We start from the raw sequence: 20,997 nt of genomic DNA, 5'->3' as shown, positions 1-20,997 counted from the left end.
GGGAGAGCGCATTAAGCTGATGTGTTGATAATTGTTAATACAGAAGCTGTCAGGCTCTCGAGCGCTAACAAATATCCAATATAAAACTTAAAACAATAGGCCTGAGAGGGATTTTTGCGTGTAGGATTGCTAAATTGCTATCCTTACGGAATTCTATAGTTAATTCCAAAAATCTTTAAGGGCGAAGTAACTCGGCTCTTACCAAACTCACCAACTCCGGTCAGCCTATGGATACCTGGGAATTTTTACTACAGCGAGAGGGCGATCGCTCCTGGCGCTCCATAAAATCGTCATCGAGTGTTGAAATTGAAGAAGGCCGATATCGGGTAGTTGGCCACACTAGCCGTGCCAACACAGATGTGGAAATTCGCATCACCCATCAGTCAACAGACGAAGATCCACCCAAGCGCCGTTCTCAGAAGCGATCGCGCCGCACTAACCCAGATGGTTTAATTGCGATCGTACCCTTTACCTACATCAAACCAGGTATCTGGGATCTGCGTTGCTCTGGCGATATCATGTCTGATATGCTAGGCGACGCTTGGCAGCAAGCCCTTCAGCTGCGGGTTTTACCAAAGCCCGGAGAGACCTTGCCCCCAACAGTTGCCTCGCCAGCAGATGCACAGGAGATAAACCAGGCGGCTGAGGGATCGAAAGAGCAAAAAGCTGGGGCGATCGCGTCTGAAACTATACTTAATTTCGCCCCAGAGCAAAATGAAAAATCCCAGGATCTAAGCTCGACAGAGCAAGAGTTGGAACCGATCGCTTCTAATCAGCTTAAAGGTAATGTGGATGAGACACCCGCAATTGCCTCACAGGAAATACCAGACAATCAGGTAACATTCCAACAGGAAGACAATTGGGCGATCGCTCCTAATCAGAGTGTGGATAATGTGGATGAGACACCCGCAATTGTCTCACAGGAAATACTAGACAATCAGGTAACATTCCAACAGGAAGACAATTGGGCGATCGCTCCTAATCAGAGTGTGGATAATGTGGATGAGACGCCCGCAATTGCCTCACAGGAAATATCAGACAATCAGGTAACATTCCAAGAGAAAAAAAATTGGGCGATCGCTCCTAATCAGCGAGGAGTGCATCTACCGTCACTTCGCTCAAATCTACCGCTATCAGTTGCTGGGGATAGCACTGAAATGAGAGAAACAACCCTCGAAAGCATGGCAACTGAGGGGGAAACCATCGAAACAGGCAATCTACTCGCGAAAGTGCCCGAAAAAGCACCTTTTCTGTCAGCAAACGAGCTGATGGAGCAATCGCGACAGATGGCCGAACAAATATTGCAGCAATTGATGGACCCGGTATGGGAAGAGTTTGAGTTAACTCCACCTGCCGATTCAGATTCATTTTCTCGCGGAGAAAATCTGGCATCTGCTGCTGTTGAGGGAATGCCCAAACAACTTGTTACTCCTACCACAAACGCCTTTTTAGGAACAAGTTTAACAGGTGCAACAGCCGCAGAGAAACTAGATGAATTTCACCCTCACCAATCAACAACATCAGACGCCAGCCAATATGCCTTTGTTTTGACTTTAAATGAGGGAAACCTCATGGCACGTCAAGGAGAGGCTCATACATTGAGCGGGCAAGTAGATATTTTGGATGTTGATGGGGTGGGCGATCGCGCCAATAAAAGCGTTAGTAGCTTTATTTTTAAAGGAGCGCTGCGCTACAAGTTAAGAGATCCGCAGAACTCACAAATTTTGTTAGAAGGTTGGCATCCATTAACGCCCTCTGTGCCGCCGTTTCCGTTTAGCTTTAGCTTTGAGCTTCCCGCAAACTGCGGCATCCGTTTGATTTTGGCAGAAGTTACGCTTGCAGACGATCGCGGGAGGTCATTGGCAACGCAACCCTTCAGCATTACAGCTGATTTGCAGCAATTACTCGGAGCGATCTCTGCACCCAAAACAGACAGCACCATACCGAAACAAAAAAAGAAGGTAATAGCAGACCCCATCACCATAAAAAGTTCTTCGTCATTAACTCAAGGGGTGAAGGATTTGCAACAAAACGCTATTGCCTCAGCCAGAAATTTAGATACAAATGGATTGCCCTTACAAAATATTACTGCCCATGCTTCTTCCCTACAAAACTCATCTCTTCAACTGCAAAAATCACTACAGGGCGAGAATGAAGAACCTACACGCTTGAACCTGGATCTTATTAACCTGGAAGAAGCAACCAAAAATACTCCATCTTTTGAGCCTGCGCCCAGTAAGCCGTTACCAGCTCAAATTTATCAATCCGCTCCTATCAGAAAAGCAGCCAAATCTCTGCAACTGCCGAAACTTCCCAAACCTAGACCAATTACCCTTGTTTCAGAGTCGAGCGAGAGTATTCCCCAGCCTGAAGCGCCAGAGATTACACCAGACAACTGGAACCAGATGGTTGATTTCTACGATGACCTTGGCTCGATGGAAATGCGGAACGAGCATGGAGTGCATCCACCAGCTCTAACGCCAGCTTTGGAGGAGGAGCCGCAGGCGATCGCGTCTTTAGAGGCGGGGAGTCCTTCAGTCGAGGAGAGTATGAAGTTGCTCCCCACTGACGGGATAAATCAAAACTCATTAGATACTACAGACAGTTTAGTTGAGCCTCCCTCAGAGTTTGGAGCCAACGGGCAAAATGTGGGAACAACCTACCCGAGTATGGGCAGAGTATTCGATCCTAAATTTACGCCTAGACCTGTAGAGGAGGCTCTGGGGGAATCTCCTTGGGAAAACCAAATTACTAATGAAGCCGCCTCTATATATACAAATTATTGGCCACTAAGCGCGGATACGGCATCAGGAGATGGGTTAGGCGAGCGTGAAGTGGGAGCGGTTGGGGTTGAAACTCCAGAATACGACGAGAAAGGACAAGCGGTTGAGAGTGGCGTTAGCGCCCTAGATCGCCAATTGGTTGAGGAGTCAGCAGGCTCTGAAGATTCGGTTCAACTACCCCAAGAGGATGTAGCCAAGCCAATTGCACAGGAGCCTGGTACGGTTGAGGACTCGTTTCAAGCGTTGAGGCTGCAAGATCGTTTTTGGTGGCGGCTTAATACTATAGCAACCGATGCTGAGTTGTCAGAATGGCTCAAGAGCGAATCATTTTTTAGTGAGGCTTTTGGAGCTGATGCGGACAGTATAGAAGAGCCGGAAGTGCAGCCTGAACCTGAACCTGAACCTGAACCTGAACCTGAACCTGAACCTGAACCTGAACCTGAACCTGAACCTGAACCTGAACCTGAACCTGAACCTGAATTATTGATGGAGGAGCAGGAGCAGGAGCCAGATGAGGCCGATCCCACCGCAGACGATATGTTTCCTGATACCGACTTAGGTGACGCTGAGGCATTGATTAGCGAGCTGTTTCCAGATAGGTATTTAGATTACGGTTCTGGGTCTACAGAGGACCTGGAGCCAGCAGAAGAGTGGGAAACAGCGATCGCGGCGGAACCAGAACCGCTGCCTCTAGGTGATGTCAGCGCGGACTTATGGGGTGGTGAAATTGTGGTAGACGACGATCTGTCTTTGCCAGCTCTACAAGCTTCTGGGGGGCAACCTCAGATGCAGCAACCCTTATCACAACCGCTACCTATCCAGGTGTTTGAATATATCCCCGTACCGACACCGGAAATTATGGTGCCGTCTGGCGAACTCACAGCTGGGGAACAGGTGACAGTATGGGTAAAATTGCCTGCAACTGTTGCTAGGACTGGTGTCAAACTGTGGATTCAAGACCGACAATCTCGCTCTGTCCTCGATGGGCCGCGCTGGTTGATGGATTTTACGCCCAATACTTCAGGCTATATGGAGACGGTGACTCAGTTACCCGTACCCTTTGGCAGCGTGGAGATCGGGTTTGAGGCGATCGCGGTTGATATATACAACCAGCGGGAAAGCCATAAAGTCAGCGTTTACCGTGTAGTTCTTCCCCCCGACGTGCCTGGAATGAACCTTGATGAGTTTGAGGATTAACTGAGAGTCCTTAAAAGCAGCCCTGGGAAGTGGGGATCGAAAGCTAACTTTGTACCGAACCCCACTATCCCCTACAGGGGTGGGAAATGTTACAAATTTTTAGAAGTCAGTTATTTGGGGCGCCTTGGGGGGTACAGTCAATCTTGAAATTGTCCAATAAAAATAGGAAATTTTGTAATGGCAGCTTCATTTTTACCTTCAATTTTGGTTCCCCTGACTGGGTTGGTGTTCCCTGCGCTAGCAATGGCTTTCCTTTTCCTTTACGTCGAACACGAAGACCCCAGAGGGATTTAACCGTAAACTGACTTAACTAAAAAACGGCCTGTCTCATGCAGACAGGTCGTTTTTCTTTGGCTACAAATTATGTTTGGCGCCAGATGGGAGCAGTCAGAACTACTACAAAGATGAACCTAGACCAGCGTAGGCACCATAAAAGAAAATGCCTAGCACTGTAATTACACCCAAACCGGCGACGGTTGCTACCACCCACAATGGGATTCTTCCACCTCCAGACACAGCTTTTCCCTCCTAATTATTGAAACGCTAATGCAGTCAAACCCAGTTAGTTAAAGAAATAACTGGAAAACAGGATGCCGAGAACAAAAACCAACAATAAGCCCAAGAATAGTGAAGTCCGGTTTAGTTCAACCGGTTGGGCATTAGGGTTGCGAGGACGCTCTGCCATATTTTTCTCCTAACGTTGAATAAATTGCATGGACGCGATCGCCCCCAAGAAAAATACCGTTGGCACAGCCAAAGTATGCACTGCTAGCCATCTAACGGTAAAAATTGGATATGAAATCGGCTGATTTGGCGTATTGCTAGTCATAATTTGCCACTACTTTTAAACGACACACAAGGGGTTAAATCGGCGTATCTACTTTTCGATAAATTGCTCGATTTGTTGCTTAGATTCAAAACGGTCTTGCACGATCGGCAATTCTTGGCGAGTTTGCGTGAAATACTCATTGGGTCTGGGCGTCCCAAAAACATCGTAGGCCAAACCTGTGCTAACAAATAGCCAGCCTGCAACAAACAAAGCTGGAATTGTAATGCTGTGAATCACCCAGTAACGAATGCTCGTAATAATATCCGAAAACGGACGCTCTCCAGTAGTACCTGACATTCAGATTCCTCCTCTATTAACACTTAGCGGTCAAAATTCATGGGTGGAGTTGGGGTTAGCTATATAGTGCTTCCTTGTTGGGGGCAGCACTCAACACTCAACAGCCAACTAACAACGGGCAACTGACAAATAACTATTAAATATTATCCATCAAGCTGCTTGCGTTGCCCCTTCATATTTGAGCAAAATACCGCGCTGTCCAATGATAAATCCTTGTTCGGGCGTCACAAAAATAATCTTGTACAAGTTGCCAGGTATATTCTCAACATTGCGGTCTTTTTGCCAGGTTTTGCCACCATCAAAACTAGCCAGTAAATTGCCACTGCCACCAGTCACCCAAAGCTCAGATGGTGTGCGATAGGCTACATCTAGTAAACCCCAGCTAGTGGAGACCTCTGGATATTGTGCCTCCAACCACTCATCTGGTTTTTCGGGGTCATTAAATTGAATCTGGCCACCCCGCGCTAGCATCCACAGCCGCCCATCTGAGCCAAATCCCATATTCTCGACCCGGCGAGAGCTATTGCGGTTATGCGGTACCCAGGAATTTTGACCGGGTTCCCAGATAGAGTAGAAGTTTCCTTTAGCGGAAACCGCAACATATTTACCATCAGCAGAGCGATCTAGGTTGCGAAACACGCCTACTGCGTCTTGCACCAGCGCCTTCCAAGTCTTACCACCGTCAGCCGTTCGATAAATTGCCCCAACGTTTGTGGTCATCTCAGCTTCGTTGGCGGATAGAGCCACAATCGTATTGGGCGCACCGGGTAACTTACTGCTCAAGGGGATGCGAGACCAGGATTTACCACCATCGGTGGTGTGGAGCAAAATGGATGGCTCCCCAGTAACCCATCCATCCTCACCTTTAAAACTCACGGAAGTAAAGCGGTACTTCTGATCTTCCAGTTCCAGGGCGCGAGACTGCCAGGTTTTGCCGCCATCGTTGGTTTCCAAAATTGTGGAATCACTACCTACCAACCAGCCGTGATTGGGGTCTGAGGTAAAAGCGATGTCTTGCAAGTTGGCGCTTGTGGGCACCTGAATGAGTTGCCAGGGATTGTTGCTCATTGAGGGGGTGCTGCTACAGCTGGCACAAAATAGAGCAACGACCAGCAATATTACAATTTGTTTCAGAAATCTCACAATTGAATCCATGAACTCCAGAACTGGCACTTTGAAATGAAGAACGGGCGGGTATGGTGCTAAGTCGGCTGTTTGTCATGCCTCCGGCTGTTTTATTGCAAGCCGTAAAGACTGAGAAAGAACAAGACACCCAAAGCCAGAGCGCCAAATATCAGGATATTCTTCTGCCCTGGCGTTAAGCGGTTGACGCCAAGCCCATAATTCAAATTTTCCTTGAATCCGGAGGGAGCACCCGACACACCAATGTTTGTAAACTGCGATTTCGGCACACCGCAAATCGGACAGCGCCAACGAGCGGGCAATTCTTCAAATAGCGTCCCGGCGGGAACCTGGCTCTTGCCATCGCCCTTTGTTGGCTCATAAATATAGCCACAGGCTCGACATTCGTGCCGATCCAGCGGTTTGGCATCAACTGCTTGATTGCTCATGGCTTGTAAAGAATTGAGAAGCCAATATTAAAATCTATGTTAAAAATTATCGCATAAGTGTGAGAGTTCTTTACGTGCCTGTCAACCCACATTGGCATTGAATATCAAAGCTATAGGTAAAATATGTGCCCTGCGAAGAAGAGTGGCAGAGGTGCGCCTTTATAATATGTAAAGAACCAGTAACACAAGTCCTTCAGCTGAGTGGTAGTTAACTATCGTGTTTGTCCTCAGTGGCTATGAGTATCTTCTAGGCTTCTTGCTTGCTTGCAGCCTCGTTCCTTTCCTGGCGCTGACTGCCGCCAAACTACTCCGACCCAGTGGGAGCGGCCCGGAACGTCGCACCACCTACGAATCCGGTATGGAACCCATTGGGGGAGCGTGGATTCAGTTCAACATCCGCTACTATATGTTCGCCTTGGTATTTGTAGTTTTTGATGTTGAAACTGTATTCCTTTATCCTTGGGCCGTTGCTTTCAATCGCCTGGGACTCTTGGCTTTTATTGAAGCCCTGATTTTTATTGCAATTCTCGTGGTCGCTCTTGTCTACGCATGGCGCAAAGGAGCTTTGGAATGGTCATGAATTCTAAAATTACGACGGGAGACGTGACCGCTGACGGGCAGCTCAAAGAGCTGATTATCAACCCGAGCGAGCGGCCACAGGTCACTCAAGATTTGGCGGAAAATGTCATTTTGACAACTGTTGACGATCTTTACAACTGGGCGCGCCTTTCTTCGCTCTGGCCGCTGTTGTTTGGAACTGCCTGCTGCTTTATTGAAGTTGCGGCGATGATTGGTTCGAGGTTTGACTTCGACCGTTTTGGTTTAATTCCGCGTTCTAGCCCCAGGCAAGCGGATCTGATTATTACCGCTGGCACGATCACGATGAAGATGGCGCCTGCACTGGTACGTCTGTACGAACAGATGCCAGATCCTAAGTACGTGATTGCTATGGGAGCATGCACGATCACTGGCGGTATGTTTAGTGCTGATTCGCCTACAACGGTGCGCGGCGTGGATAAGCTGATTCCCGTTGATGTGTATTTGCCTGGGTGCCCCCCACGCCCGGAAGCGATCATGGATGCGATTATTAAACTGCGGAAGAAAATCGGCAACGATTCCATGCAGGAGCGCGATCGCATGAAGCAAACGCATCGCTACTACAGCACTACTCACAAAATGAAAGTTGTGCCAGACATCCTGACTGGCAAATATTTACAGTCAGAATCCCGCCAAGCACCGCCTGCTGAACTTGCTGCGGCTGTAGGTATGCCAATTCCTCCGGCTCTTGCTGCACAGGAAAAACAGGAGGATCGTCGTGGCTGAAGAAGCTAAAATCGTTACAGCAGGTAATGTTTCCAAGTGGCTGACGGAAAACGAGTTTGAGCATGAGTCTTTGGAGACCGATCGTTCTGGCGTTGAGATAATTAAAGTCGATCGGGATTTTTTGATTCCTATCGCTACTGCCCTCTATGCCTACGGTTTCAATTATCTTCAGTGTCAAGGTGGCTATGATGCTGGCCCTGGAGATAACTTGGTCAGCTTCTACCACTTGATCAAGTTAAGCGATAATGCTGATCGTCCTGAAGAAGTTCGGGTGAAGGTGTTTTTGCCGCGAGAAGATCCGAGAGTGCCTTCTTTGTACTGGATCTGGAAGACGACGGACTGGCAAGAGCGGGAAGCTTTTGATATGTTTGGCATTGTCTATGAAGGGCACCCGAATCTGAAGCGGCTTTTGATGCCGGAAGATTGGATGGGATATCCTTTGCGGAAAGATTATGTCTCGCCGGACTTCTACGAGTTGCAGGATGCTTATTAAAGGCAGAATGTAGCAGGCAAAAGGCAAAAGAAACAATTTTTACTTCGCTTAAGCACTCACTTTTCTAAGTGGGTGCTTAATTTTTTAATGCGTAATATGCAACAACACGCGATCGCTAGAGTTTTTTAAATAAAATATTTTGTATAAAATATTACTTTTCTTACTCTGTTATTTACATATAATAGAACAATGGAGAAGGTGCGCCCATATATAGTCAGTTGTAAATTAATTAGACAAATAAATAGAAGATTGGATAAAGCTTGGGTGAATACGATAAAAAGCGATGCACCCCCCTAATACAATAGATGCTTACCTGCGAAGATAATGGGATTGTATGGTGCATCTGGGGGAAGTGAATAGCGACGCAGTTGGATATCCCAAAATGCCGCCATACCTTGAGTTAAGGCAATATCAGCACGAAGCCATAGCAAGCTGGTTTGCTAACAAAGGCAGGGGTACGCTGAAGATGGCGACGGGGAGTGGGAAGACTATAACGGCGCTGGCGATCGCTACGGAACTCTACAATAAAATTGGCTTGCAAGTATTGCTCGTAGTCTGCCCATACCGACATTTAGTAGCGCAGTGGGCGAGAGAATGTGAAAAATTTGGCATACAGCCAGTATTAGCCTTTGAAAATCTACGCACTTGGCAGAGTCAGCTATCAACGCAACTGTACAACGTGCGTTCTGGCAAGCAGAGGTTTTTAGCAATCGTTACCACTAACAGTACATTGATGAGCGGTGGGTTGCAATCTCAACTGAAATATTTACCAGAAAAAACTCTAATTGTAGGGGACGAAGCGCATAATTTAGGGGCGCGGCGTCCCGAAGAAAGTTTACCGCGAAATGTAGGGTTGCGGCTGGGGTTGTCAGCAACGCCAGAAAGACATTTTGATGAAGATGGTACGCAAGCCTTATTTGATTATTTTGGCGAAATATTAAAACCAGAATTCAGCCTTGGGGACGCCATTAAACAAGGTGCGTTAGTGCATTATCTCTACTATCCCATTTTGGTAGAATTAACAGAAACCGAAAGCCGCGCATACATAAAGTTAACCAGAAAAATTGGCAGGGCGCTGCTATTTCAAAAACGAGATGGAGCTGAAATCGAGCTAGACGGCGACACGAGTGAAAAACTCAAACCGTTGTTAATTGAGCGCTCTAGATTAATCGCCGCCGCCGCTAATAAACTAACAGCATTAAAACAGTTAATGAGCAAGCGGCTGGATACTAATCACACCCTATTTTATTGCGGGGATGGTTCCGTAGAAGCGCGACGACAATTAAAAGCAGTCGCAGATATTTTAGATGTTGAACTAGGTTATCGAGTTAGTACATATACAGCGCAGACACCTTTAGCAGAAAGAGAGATATTGCGGCAGCAATTTGAAACAGGAGAGTTGCAGGGATTAGTAGCAATTCGCTGTTTGGATGAGGGAGTGGATATTCCAGCAATTAAAACTGCTGTAATTTTGGCAAGTAGTAGCAATCCGCGCCAATTTATTCAGCGGCGGGGAAGAATTTTGCGTCCTCATCCTGGTAAGGAACGCGCTACTTTATTTGACATGATAGTGTTACCACCAGAGTTAGATAGAGAAGCTTTGGAAGTAGAGCGAAATTTGCTCAGAAAGGAGTTGCGGCGATTTGTGGAGTTTGCAGATTTAGCTGATAACGCTGGAGAAGCTAGGGTAAAACTATTGGATTTACAGAAGCGGTATGGGTTGTTGGGTATTTGATGGGGGAAAACGAGGAAGGGGAGGTTGTGCCTCCTCTAGTGCTTACCAGGTAAAGATTTGCAGGATGGAGTCGAGAATTTCATTTTCTTCTCTTGCTCTTAAGAGGGTTGAGAGGTTAGGTTTGTTACAAGATGTGAGTTTATCGCTAAATTAGATAAAATCCAGAGAAGCTGCGGGGTGTTAACCAATGAGTAACGAACTCAATATGCATTATGTACAAGAGCCGATTACTTCTGCTCCGCCAGAGGTGAGGCAAATTATTGAGCGGGTAAAACAGGCTGAAAAGGATAAGCTTTATATGAAGATTCCCCGCTATATTAATGATGATATTCTGGCTATTGTTAAGGAAGCTGTGCGATGAAGCTAACTTCCATCAAGCTGTGTAATTTTCGTTGTTTTTATGGCAAGACTCCTGAGATTTTGCTGTCTATGGGAGAGGAGCGCAATACTACTATTATTCACGGTAATAATGGTGCGGGTAAGACGACGCTTTTAAATGCATTTACTTGGGTGCTTTATGAAAAATTTAGTGCTGCTTTTGCTTCAGAAGAACACTTGGTAAATAAGAGAGCGATCGCCGAAGCAAAACCCGGAGATACTATTGAATGTTGGGTGGAAATTATTTGGGAGCATGATGGCAAGTGCTATCGAGCTAAACGCCAGTGTTTGGGTTACAAAGGCGAAACCCTCCAGCAAGGCGAAAGTAAGTTATATATGCAGATTGCTGGAGATGATGGTAAGTGGAAATTACCACAACAACAGCCAGATGATATTATTGGCAGAATTTTACCTGAAAGTCTGCATCAGTATTTTTTCTTTGATGGAGAGCGGATTGAGCGGATTGTTCGCTCTGATAATAAAATTGAAATTGCCGAAGCTACTAAAACCATGCTGGGGGTTGAAGTTGTAAATCGTTCTATCCGACATTTGGGAGATACTAAGAAAATCCTGGAAGAGGAATTAAAGATAATTGGCGATGTGCAAACTCAAAAATTATTGAATAGTAAAGATAAACTAGAAAAAGAGAGCGATCGCTTATCCAATCGTCAACTTGAAATAAGCGGTGAATTAGCTAACCAAGAAACTCTTAAAAAAGAAACTAGCAACCGTTTGCGAGAACTCAGCGGCGCTAAAGATTTAGAAGAAAGACGCAAAGAACTAGAAGCGCAGAAATCAGCAAATCGAGATAAACTCAAACAAAGTAAAGAAACCCTGCAACGCGCTATTTCTACAAGAGCATATACCGTTTTACTTTCAGATACAACATCAGCATTCCGCTTGCTCGTCAACGATTTAAAACAGAAAGGGCAATTAACTACTGGAATTTCGCGAGAATTTGTCAGCGAATTGCTAAACCAACAACGTTGTATTTGCGGATCGGAGTTGCACGAGGGAACCCACCCCCACGAAACCGTAAGAAACTGGCTAGATAAAGCCGGGATAGCCGCAGTCGAAGAAACAGCTATACGCATGAGCGCACAGGTTGATGAAATAGATAAACAAGCGCCCTTATTTTGGGAAGAAGTTGATCGCGAGCAAGCTAACATCCAACAATTAAGACAAGAAATTTCTCAAATTGAGACGCAGTTGGATAACATTCGGGAGCAGCTAAGAAAAGATCCGAGCGAGGAGATTCGCAATCTACAAAAGCGCTTAGATGAAATCGACGCAAAAATCCGGGAGCTAACTTTAGAGGAGGGGGAAAATAAGCAGAAAATTGCTGACGCTAAGAGCGAAATTGACTTGCTTGGCAAGCAAATTTCTAAGCACGAAATGAACGAGGCAAGGCAAACACTTACCCAGCGACGCATTGCTGCAACTCAGGATGCTATTGAGCGGTTAACTGAATTTAGATTGCGCTTAGATAAACATTTTCGCGTGCAGTTGGAGAAGCGCGTGCAAGAAATTTTTTCCTCTATCTCTTTTAAGCCTTATTTACCCAAATTAAGCGATAAATACGAGCTTACACTTATAGAAAATACATCAGGATACGAGGCGCAGGTTGCAGCAAGTACGGGGGAGAATCAGATCCTCAGTTTATCGTTTATTGGTGGCATTATTGACAGGGTGCGCGAGTGGAGTAAAGAGGAAATGATGGTTCCTGATAGCAGTACGTTTCCGATTGTGATGGATTCTCCGTTTGGTAGTTTGGATGAACTTTATCGGCGGCAAATTGCTAAGACTATTCCGGAATTGGCGAATCAGTTGGTGGTTTTGGTGACTAAGACTCAGTGGCGCGGCGAAGTTGCCGATGAAATGGAGAATAGAATTGGTAAGGAGTATGTGTTAACTTATTATTCTTCTAAGGCTGATTGCCAGGAAGATTCTATTGAGAGATTTGGCAATAACTATCCTTTGGTGAAGCAAAGCCCTAATGATTTTGAATATACTGAAATTCAGGAAGTTTCAGATTTTTGATTGTGTGTTTTTGGGGGAAGCTGAAGTCCCCCCAACCGCGTCATTAACGGAGGCTTTTGAGAGATTTACCTTAAAAAGGGGGGCTATGAGCGATAGAAATGTTTGTAAAAGATTGCCTATAAATTTGCTTGACACTCTCTATTAATTATGGTTTAATATAAATATTAAATTGACAAGCTTGGTAAAATTTACCAAGCTTGTTGCTTTTTTACAGTAGGAGCGATCGCTGCTGGAACAGTCGCTACCCAATGAAAAAGCATCTGGCAACAAATTTGCCCAAAAATGCTTCAAAGAATTTCGTTGACATTGAAGCTTTTTAATGGTGGAATCTCTCACAGTTTTGGCAAACCCGTCAGTTAGTTCAATTTTGTTTGTTTCCCTAGTGAGTCTCTCACCGCCCAGCACTCCCGGCTTTACTGACATTCAAAGCCATTGGGGGAAAGAGTGCATCAGCCAGATGGCACCGCGAAAGCTAGTAAGTGGCTACCCGGATGGCAGCTTTCGTCCCGACTCTACCATCACCCGCGCTGAGTTTGCCGTCTTGATGCTGAATGCGTTTCCTAACGCGCCAATAAAGCGCAGCGCGGCTAGCTTCAAAGACGTGCCCGCTACTCACTGGGCTTACAAGGCGACTCAAGACGCATACAGACGGGGATTTTTTTCAGGCTATCCAGGCGGGCTTTTCCAACCAAGCCAGCCAATACCGCGATCGCAAGCTATAGGCGTCCTAGCTGGTGCGATGAATTACAGCATACCGGAAAATCCTACAGCGGTTTTGGGGCAATATTTTAACGATGCAGCGCAGATTCCTGGCTATGCAAAGAATGCGATCGCGGCGGCATCAATTGCTAGCATGGTTGTCAACTATCCCAACATCAAACAACTCAATCCAAATCGAACCGCTACTAGAGGCGAAGTGGCAACATTAATGTGTCGCGCCTTAAACATTTATGCCGTACCGCCGCAGTACATTGCTGGAGTGGAAGTACACCCCCAACAAGTGCGCCGTCTGCCTGGAAAACTCGATACAATTCCTACATTTAATAGTAATAATCCAGAATTAATACAAAGCGAAGGAATTTTACTTTCTACCTTCCCGCCAACAGGTAAACAAGTACCGGAAGCGCATTTAAACTTCCCCTTCCAGGGACGATTCGATCTATTTTCTCACCACATTGCTAGAGCAGAAAATGCATCGCAAACGCGCCCGCTTTATCAGGGAATTATCGTACACAATCCCAATGATAAACCCGTTACAGTCCAAGTATTGCAGGCTGCCAGTTATCTTGGTACTCCGGAAGCGCCGTTTATTTCATTGCCGGATATGGTGGAAAATTCCAGAGGTACAGTTTATTCTGGCCCTGGCGATCGCACTATGAATAATATCATGCGGGGAGTCAGGCAAGAAAAATTTCCGGCTCAACTGGTGATTCCACCAAAGCAAAGCCAGATGTTAATGAATCAGCCGATTCCTATTGCTAGCGCCCCTGCTTCTAACGGTCGTTCCACGATGATGCGCTTGTCAAGCGATGGAGCGGTTTATGTTGCTAATTTGGCGATGAAAGCACCCCAAAATAGCAATGGTACTTACAGGGAACCCAACTTAAATGAATGGCAAAGATTGCTAGATGCGGGTGGTTTAGCAAAACCTCGCGGTGAAACTCCGACTCCTCTCGAGCCTCCCACAGAACCGACGATTTTTGGCCGCGTGGCTGGTGTCTCTGAAGGGGCGCAGTGGAAAGCGTTAGTTACAGATAATTCTAATGCGGATAATCTAACTATTCCCCAGCCGGAAAGCGCATTTTCCTATCCTATAGGTACGGTGCATTTAATTACGCTTGGTACGGGTCAAATTCAAAGTGCTAAGATGCTAAAGCGGTATGCCGATACTGCTTATTTCGCCCATAGTAACTATGGTGTGGAGTACAATCTAACTTTACCACTAAAGAACGATACCAATCAGCAGCAAACAGTTACTTTGTCGATACAAACACCCTTAAAAGATAAGGGGGGAACTGATAGACTTTTGTTCTTAAATCCGCGCGATAAACAGGTATTTTTTCGAGGTACTGTGAGGGTGCGTTATCAAGATGATAAGGGACAAGAGCAAACATCAATGGTGCATTTCGTACAGCGACGCGGACAACCAGGATCGCCATTAGTTACGCTTAATATGCCCCCCGGCGATCGCAGGGTTGTACAGGTCGATTTTCTTTATCCTCCTGACTCTACTCCCCCACAGGTTTTAACTGTGAAAACAGCAAAATCATCCTAGCCAGATATCAATAATAATTAATTGCAAAGCTCGGCGATCGCTTTTCCTTTAAAAGCTTATTGAGCTATGGTTTATATAGCCATATATTTACAGTTTAAGTATAATGTACCTAAACTGTAAATTTTTGGATTGTAAGAGCGCTCGCGAGAGCTGAAAAAATTTATACAGTAGTTGAATAAATTAGATATTAAAATAATGGCTGACAATAGCAGGATTAAGGTTGCTAAAGATAAGGCTGAATTGGTAAAAGCTTTAATAGTTTCATCTGACACAACTGGGCCTTTCCAGACTTATGCTGATGTGCTGGTGTTTGCTGCTGCATTAGGAGCGAAGCATAACAAGCGTATTTCTCTAACGCAAGTAGCGAAAAGTATAGATCCAATTAGACAAGATATATTTGCTGCAAAGAGATACGATTACATAATTAATTTGTTAGCAGTTATAAATACCAAAGATACTCAAATTTTACAGTATGACGAAAATAGTGAAGAGGAGCGTATCAAAATTTTTGAGGAGTATGCTAACGGGGGGCTGGAAATTTTGCGAGAAGAGTTGATCGGGGCAGCAGATTATTCAGAGAGAATGCTCTTGCTTCTAAGTTTGGAGCGAGAAAAGCAAGAGCTGCAAGAAGATGAGTTTGATCTAAGCAAATTCCTGTCTTAAATTTACTTAGAATCAAAAGTAACGCTCTACATAAATGCCAGTTCATCTCTAGCTGCATTAACTGCTGTTCTTACAGCACTTGCCACAGCAGATATTTTGTAGGGATTGGCTGGATTTCTAGGGTTAGGATCAACTCTAACAATATTATTACGCCAGAGAGCGCTTTCTCGTGTCCAATCAAGTTGAGCAATTTTTGAGACTTTCTCAGTATCAAAATAATTCTTGTCTTTGTCGTAAGCCCAGTACAACAACTTACCCAAAATTTCTAGCCCAACGCTCAAGCCAAGTACACAGTTATCTTTAAAAGCACTAATCTCATCCGGCTTTAACTCCTTAGCCTCTTTCTCAAAAATGTACTTTGTATGGCTGCATTCTGAGAAAAATTGATTAAAGCACTCAGTCAATGCCCCCACTGATGACTCAATGTCGTACTCTAAAAGTTCAGCACTTGGCTCGTTTGTGAAAGCACAACTTACAGCTTTTGCTACATATTTGCTTGTGTAAATGAAATCAGCGCCAGGAGAAGCTTTTATTTTGTGAGTTTTTCCCGGAAACATTGGCACTCGCTCGATTAACTCTTGAGTAATCCAATCACAACCCACAACCCCAAAAGACACTAACAAAGATTTAGGTAAAGGTTCGGTTTGAGCCATATCGCGAAAATCTGTTTTGCACTGTCGCTCATTCCCATCTAAAACTAGAGTAATAGGAAATTCAGCATCAAGAATTAAGTGCTTTTCACTTCCTCTTGCCAAATCATCGATGGCACTATGACGATGCTGCCCATCAGTAATATCTAGTGACACGTCATTGGGAATAACAACTAAGCAAATACCTCTACCCAAATCGATAACTTCAATAAGTTTAGGATCTACATTGGCTGTAATTGTGCCTAAAATCCAGGGCTTTCCTGCTCTAGCACGTTCAAGAACATATTTTTTAATTTGCTCCACATGAGGCTTGTGAATAGGACGATTTTTGCCGGAATTGGGATCGTTGGCAGTCGATGGAGTGGCTTGCAAAAAGGTGATCAATTCTCTAGCAGGTATATTTATTTGCAGCATAGTCCGCATCCCCTGCTGAAAAATCAGCCCTGGATAGCACCCAGCTTTACGGTAATATTTCGAGAAGTACGGATCGAGCAAGCCATCCAGCGGATATCTCGACTTATTAGTTTCATCCATACAAAGTTTACCCGTATAAATAAACTGAAGACAGTTATAAAGTCAATCAAATATTATAAGCTAATATTGTATATTTGGGAATTAGTCATGACAACAGAACAAGCGGCAAACGATAAAAATCGGAGTCAGCGTAGCGTTAACGAGCTAGTGGAAGATATACAAACACTAACAAAAGAAATCCAAGAATTATACTGTCTAGATGATATACCCTGGCTAATCGGCTGGAGTGGAGGGAAAGACAGTGGCACAGTATTGCAGCTAATATGGGATGCGATCGCCGCCCTTCCACCAGAAAAAAGAACCAAAACCATCCATGTAATTACAACAGACACGCTAGTAGAAAACCCCATAGTTTCGGCATGGGTACGCAAGTCATTAGAGCGGATGAAGACTGCTGCTCAAGAGCAAGAAATGCCGATTGAACCCCATCTGCTTTATCCAGAAATTCAAGATACCTTCTGGGTAAACCTTATAGGTAAGGGCTACCCAGCACCTCGGAACCAGTTTCGTTGGTGTACGCAGCGCTTAAAGATTAATCCAGCTAATCGCTTCATCCGCGAGATGGTTCGAGCTAGTGGTGAAACAATTCTTGTGCTAGGTACTCGCAAGGCTGAAAGCAGCAAACGGGCTGCCACCATGGAAAAGCATAGAATCGGTAGGGTGCGCGAGCGCCTTAGCCCTAATTCCAGCTTGCCCAACTCGCTCATATACACTCCTATCGAAGATTGGCGTAATGATGAAGTATGGATTTATTTAATGCAGTGGCAGAACCCTTGGGGACAAAATAACAAAGACTTATTTGCCATGTATCGGGGTGCGACGGCAGATAATGAATGCCCATTAGTTGTCGATACCTCTACCCCTAGCTGTGGCGATTCTCGCTTTGGGTGCTGGGTTTGCACATTGGTGAACCAGGATAAATCTATGGAGGCGATGATCCAGAATGACGAGGAGAAAGAATGGATGCAGCCTCTACTCGATATCCGCAATGAATTAGATGTTGAGGACGATCGTGACAAGAGAGACTTCCGCCGTATATGGGGTAGTGTCCAACTTTTTAACCGCAATGTCAATGGTGAAACCAAAGTTGAACCAATTCCTGGCCCTTATACTAAAGAATGGCGGGAAACTTGGCTTAAAAAAGTTTTGGAAGCTCAAACAGAAATCCAGCGAAATGGGCCAGAATATGTGCGCGATATTAGCCTAATTACCACAGCAGAACTTAGTGAAATTCGTCGCATTTGGCTAGAAGACAAACACGAGTTTGATGATAGTCTGCCTCGCATTTATAGGGAAGTAACTGGTAATGTTTTCCGAGATCCGCGCCCTGGTGCTGGCGACAGTCTACTAGGCTGGGATGAATGGACTGTACTAGAAGAAATCTGCAACGATGATGCCATGCATCTAGAATTGATGGCGAAACTTTTAGATACAGAACGCCAATATCGGACAAGGGCGCGGCGAAATGGCATTTATGATGCTTTGGAGAAGTGCTTTGAGACAAGTTCTCGCACCAAGCAAGAAGCGATCGCTAACGCCCATTACAAACGCGACTTAAAAAATGCAGCGGGTGTTGGCGACGTTGCAGCAGTTAAACAACTAACTTGGGCAAACTACAAATTCCAAGCTAAAAATTCAGAGGATACATCACCAGACGATTAAAAATCGCGGCTATACAGACAAAACCCGCCTCGTAGGTTTAAAATGAAGTCCGCGCAGGCGGACTTCATTTGTTCAGCCGCAAATTAGATTCGCCAGGGCATCTGTGAAGTGATATAAAAAATTAACATGATTTTTCGCGAACTTGTACTGCAAAATTTTGGCCCCTATCGCGGGCATCAAGTAATCAATCTTACTCCTCAAATTGATGATAATCCGCGACCGATTATTCTATTTGGCGGGATGAATGGTGGCGGCAAAACTACTTTAATAGATGCCATACGCCTAGCACTTTACGGACATCGCGCCCAGTGTTCTACTAGGGGCAATTTAGGTTATGGAGAGTTCCTCATTCAATCGATTAACAAACACACCCCACCAACTGAGGATACACGCATCGAGCTGGCTTTTGAAAATATACTCAACGATGTGGCTGTAGAATTTCGTATTGTCCGGTATTGGAATAAATACCCTAAAGACGGCAAAGATCTTTTAGGCGTTATGGTGGATAATTGGCCGAATGACGTCTTGACTAAAACATGGGATGAACATATCGAAAATATGCTACCTTTGGGAATTTCTAACTTGTTCCTATTTGATGGGGAACAGGTTAAAGAATTAGCAGAACAGGATGTACCGCCAGCCGTCGTAGTCAACGCTATTGAATCGCTTTTAGGGTTGGAATTAGCAGAACGTCTATCTTATGATTTGGATATTTTAGTCAACCGCAAACGAAAAGCGATCGCTGATGCTAAAGAACTCCTTAGTATAGAAGCGCTTGAACAAAAGCAAAAGCAGCTACAAGAGGAAAGCAATCTCGCCAGAGAGCAGCTAGAAAACTCAGGTAGTAAATTAAAATTTGCTCATGAACAGCACCATCAAGCGCAGGAAAAGTTCCTGTCAGAAGGTGGCAAAATTGCAGCGGAACGCAGCCAACTAGAAAAAAAACTTTGGCAGCTAAATGCAGATACCGCAGCACAACGCCAGTCGATTAGCGAAATAGGTGCCAGTGCTTTACCCCTAACTTTAATCGAACCGCTGTTAAGTGAAACTCTCACCCAAGGACAAAATGAGGCTCGTTGTCAACAAGCAAAAATTGCGCGAGATTTATTGGTAGATCGAGATAAACGTCTCCTAAATTGCATCGCTCATCTCGATATTCACTCTGAACAAATTGCCAAAATTGAATCCTTTCTAGAAGAGGAAAATCAACAGCTAGAGCAAGAAGCTTCTTCCCATGAATCTTGGTTATTGGCTGATGTAGAAAGCTTGAATCAACTGTCTATTATCCTGAACCAACAACTGTCATCTCAGAAACGAGCTGCACAAGAAAAACTGGCAAATTTAAAAAACTTAGAAGAAGATATTATCTCTACGGAGAGACAACTAGCGGCGGCACCGTCACCCGAAGTTTATGAGAAATTAGAAGAATCGCTTAACCAGTCGCGGTTGGACTTAGCCTACGCTCAAACTGCCTACGACACAGCGAAGCGTAAATGTGATGGATTAGCTAATGCGATCGCTAACGCTAAAAAAGAATTAGAACAGTTTAGCGATCGCAATATCGCCCGCCAAAATGACGAGCATATTATCGCCGCGACGGCAAAAGTTCAAGCGACAATTAAGCTATTCCGAGAGCGATTGACACTCCGCAAACTCAACCAACTAGAGTCAGTCGTCACAGAATTTTTCTTATATCTCCTGCACAAATCCGATTTAGTCCATCGGGTGATAATTGATGCCAAAACATTCAGCCTTTCGCTCTACGATAATGAAGGGAAACCAGTTCCGAAACACAGATTATCTGCTGGAGAGAAACAACTGCTAGCGATCGCGTTTCTCTGGGGATTAGCCCGCGTATCTGGGCGCAAATTGCCCATAGCCATCGATACACCATTAGGGCGTTTGGATTCGTCACACCGGGCTAACTTAGTAGAACGATATTTTCCCTCTGCCAGCCATCAGGTAATATTACTTTCTACAGATACCGAAATAGGGAAAAAGGAAGTGGATAAATTGCGGGATAATGAAGCGATCGCGCGGGAATATCTGCTCAAGTATGACACTAGCGATCGCCAGACAACAGTACAGCCCGGATACTTCTGGTAATACAATATCTTTACTTCTTTGTGTATGGAATCACCAATCGATCGCATTAAACTCTCGCAAACTGCCAAAGAGCAGCTAACAAAGCTCAAGCGCATCACCAAAATTGAGCAGTGGAATATTTTATGTCGCTGGGCGTTTTGTCGTTCGCTGGCAGAACCAACTACACCCTCGCCAGTGCCCATCCCTGCTGATAGTAATGTAGAGATGAGTTGGCGCGTTTTTGGTGGAGATATATCGGATATTTTGCTATTAGCTTTGAAGCAACGCTGTCACAATGATGGCTTCGGTACCGATCGCGAAACTCTTGCCTTACAATTTCGGCTACACTTACATCGGGGCATTGGTTATTTAGCTGGAGATCCTAATATCAAAAAGATTGAGGATTTGATTGAAATTGCCGTGCGCGAACCAACAGTCACCGCTAAATAAATCGATAAAAAACCTAACCTCCACCTGCTTCT

At 45.0% G+C, this 20,997-nt stretch carries 20 protein-coding genes; 13 read left to right on the top strand and 7 right to left on the bottom strand.

The features are described 5' to 3' along the window. The first annotated feature begins 227 nt into the window (after nt 1–227). Together H6F77_RS00895 and psaI are read left to right on the top strand one after the other, a co-directional pair. A complete protein-coding gene (locus H6F77_RS00895; protein ID WP_190484402.1) occupies nt 228–3,980 on the top strand; it encodes a hypothetical protein in 3,753 nt (1,250 codons plus the stop codon). A 177-nt stretch (nt 3,981–4,157) separates the two neighbouring features. Continuing rightward, on the top strand, nt 4,158–4,274 hold the full coding sequence (gene psaI / locus H6F77_RS00890; RefSeq protein ID WP_190484399.1) for a photosystem I reaction center subunit VIII: 117 nt from the start codon (nt 4,158–4,160) through the stop codon (nt 4,272–4,274). Nucleotides 4,275–4,376: 102 nt separating this feature from the next. Here the strand turns inward: psaI and H6F77_RS00885 are convergent, their stop codons facing one another. The 6 genes from H6F77_RS00885 to H6F77_RS00860 form a co-directional block, all read right to left on the bottom strand. Beyond that, on the bottom strand, nt 4,377–4,496 hold the full coding sequence (locus H6F77_RS00885) for a photosystem II reaction center protein J (RefSeq protein ID WP_190484396.1): 120 nt from the start codon (nt 4,494–4,496) through the stop codon (nt 4,377–4,379). Between the two features lie 46 nt (nt 4,497–4,542). After that, entirely contained in the window at nt 4,543–4,665 is a 123-nt protein-coding gene (gene psbL / locus H6F77_RS00880) for a photosystem II reaction center protein PsbL (protein WP_190484393.1), read from the bottom strand. Nucleotides 4,666–4,674: 9 nt separating this feature from the next. Further along, nucleotides 4,675–4,809 (bottom strand): cytochrome b559 subunit beta, encoded by a 135-nt coding sequence (psbF, locus tag H6F77_RS00875; protein WP_190484390.1) that lies wholly within the window; start codon nt 4,807–4,809, stop codon nt 4,675–4,677. Nucleotides 4,810–4,857: 48 nt separating this feature from the next. After that, on the bottom strand, nt 4,858–5,106 hold the full coding sequence (gene psbE / locus H6F77_RS00870) for a cytochrome b559 subunit alpha (protein ID WP_190484388.1): 249 nt from the start codon (nt 5,104–5,106) through the stop codon (nt 4,858–4,860). Between the two features lie 150 nt (nt 5,107–5,256). Further along, nucleotides 5,257–6,261 carry a photosynthesis system II assembly factor Ycf48 gene (locus tag H6F77_RS00865; protein WP_190484385.1) on the bottom strand — a complete coding sequence of 335 codons (1,005 nt, stop codon included), beginning with the start codon at nt 6,259–6,261 and terminating at the stop codon, nt 5,257–5,259. Between the two features lie 80 nt (nt 6,262–6,341). Further along, on the bottom strand, nt 6,342–6,677 hold the full coding sequence (locus tag H6F77_RS00860; RefSeq protein WP_190484382.1) for a rubredoxin: 336 nt from the start codon (nt 6,675–6,677) through the stop codon (nt 6,342–6,344). A 217-nt stretch (nt 6,678–6,894) separates the two neighbouring features. Between H6F77_RS00860 and ndhC the strand changes: the two genes are divergently transcribed. The 8 genes from ndhC to H6F77_RS00820 all read left to right on the top strand — a co-directional run bounded on the left by ndhC (nt 6,895) and on the right by H6F77_RS00820 (nt 15,584). Next, the gene (ndhC, locus tag H6F77_RS00855; RefSeq protein ID WP_190484380.1) at nt 6,895–7,257 is read left to right on the top strand and encodes a photosynthetic/respiratory NAD(P)H-quinone oxidoreductase subunit C; all 363 of its coding nucleotides are present in this window, start codon (nt 6,895–6,897) and stop codon (nt 7,255–7,257) included. Further along, nucleotides 7,254–8,000 carry an NADH dehydrogenase subunit K gene (locus H6F77_RS00850; RefSeq protein ID WP_242021807.1) on the top strand — a complete coding sequence of 249 codons (747 nt, stop codon included), beginning with the start codon at nt 7,254–7,256 and terminating at the stop codon, nt 7,998–8,000. Before ndhC ends, H6F77_RS00850 begins: the two co-directional genes overlap by 4 nt. Next, nucleotides 7,993–8,493 (top strand): NAD(P)H-quinone oxidoreductase subunit J, encoded by a 501-nt coding sequence (locus tag H6F77_RS00845; protein WP_309228779.1) that lies wholly within the window; start codon nt 7,993–7,995, stop codon nt 8,491–8,493. Before H6F77_RS00850 ends, H6F77_RS00845 begins: the two co-directional genes overlap by 8 nt. Nucleotides 8,494–8,827: 334 nt before the next feature. Beyond that, the gene (locus tag H6F77_RS00840; protein ID WP_375335908.1) at nt 8,828–10,228 is read left to right on the top strand and encodes a DNA phosphorothioation system restriction enzyme; all 1,401 of its coding nucleotides are present in this window, start codon (nt 8,828–8,830) and stop codon (nt 10,226–10,228) included. Between the two features lie 187 nt (nt 10,229–10,415). Further along, nucleotides 10,416–10,589, top strand: coding sequence for a hypothetical protein (locus H6F77_RS00835; RefSeq protein WP_190484368.1), 174 nt, complete (start codon nt 10,416–10,418; stop codon nt 10,587–10,589). Beyond that, nucleotides 10,586–12,646 carry an AAA family ATPase gene (locus H6F77_RS00830; RefSeq protein WP_190484365.1) on the top strand — a complete coding sequence of 687 codons (2,061 nt, stop codon included), beginning with the start codon at nt 10,586–10,588 and terminating at the stop codon, nt 12,644–12,646. The genes H6F77_RS00835 and H6F77_RS00830 overlap by 4 nt, the downstream gene beginning before the upstream one ends. 319 nt (nt 12,647–12,965) lie before the next feature. Further along, the gene (locus H6F77_RS00825; RefSeq protein ID WP_190484363.1) at nt 12,966–14,921 is read left to right on the top strand and encodes a DUF3370 family protein; all 1,956 of its coding nucleotides are present in this window, start codon (nt 12,966–12,968) and stop codon (nt 14,919–14,921) included. A gap of 171 nt (nt 14,922–15,092) precedes the next feature. Beyond that, nucleotides 15,093–15,584, top strand: a complete 492-nt coding sequence (locus H6F77_RS00820) for a DNA phosphorothioation-associated protein 4 (RefSeq protein WP_514131581.1) — start codon at nt 15,093–15,095, stop codon at nt 15,582–15,584. Nucleotides 15,585–15,610: 26 nt separating this feature from the next. Here H6F77_RS00820 and H6F77_RS00815 read toward each other — a convergent pair whose 3' ends face one another. Further along, on the bottom strand, nt 15,611–16,768 hold the full coding sequence (locus tag H6F77_RS00815) for a DNA sulfur modification protein DndB (protein ID WP_190484360.1): 1,158 nt from the start codon (nt 16,766–16,768) through the stop codon (nt 15,611–15,613). Between the two features lie 87 nt (nt 16,769–16,855). On the opposite strand from H6F77_RS00815, the gene dndC reads away from it, so the two are divergent. The 3 genes from dndC to dndE all read left to right on the top strand — a co-directional run bounded on the left by dndC (nt 16,856) and on the right by dndE (nt 20,965). Continuing rightward, nucleotides 16,856–18,430, top strand: a complete 1,575-nt coding sequence (gene dndC, locus H6F77_RS00810) for a DNA phosphorothioation system sulfurtransferase DndC (protein WP_190484357.1) — start codon at nt 16,856–16,858, stop codon at nt 18,428–18,430. Between the two features lie 126 nt (nt 18,431–18,556). Further along, on the top strand, nt 18,557–20,536 hold the full coding sequence (gene dndD, locus H6F77_RS00805; RefSeq protein ID WP_190484354.1) for a DNA sulfur modification protein DndD: 1,980 nt from the start codon (nt 18,557–18,559) through the stop codon (nt 20,534–20,536). A 24-nt stretch (nt 20,537–20,560) separates the two neighbouring features. Then, nucleotides 20,561–20,965, top strand: a complete 405-nt coding sequence (gene dndE / locus H6F77_RS00800; RefSeq protein ID WP_190484351.1) for a DNA sulfur modification protein DndE — start codon at nt 20,561–20,563, stop codon at nt 20,963–20,965. Nucleotides 20,966–20,997 lie beyond the last annotated feature (32 nt).

The sequence above is a fragment of the Microcoleus sp. FACHB-831 genome, assembly GCF_014695585.1.
Classification (GTDB): domain Bacteria; phylum Cyanobacteriota; class Cyanobacteriia; order Cyanobacteriales; family FACHB-T130; genus FACHB-831.
This window is presented reverse-complemented; position numbering and strand designations above follow the sequence as displayed.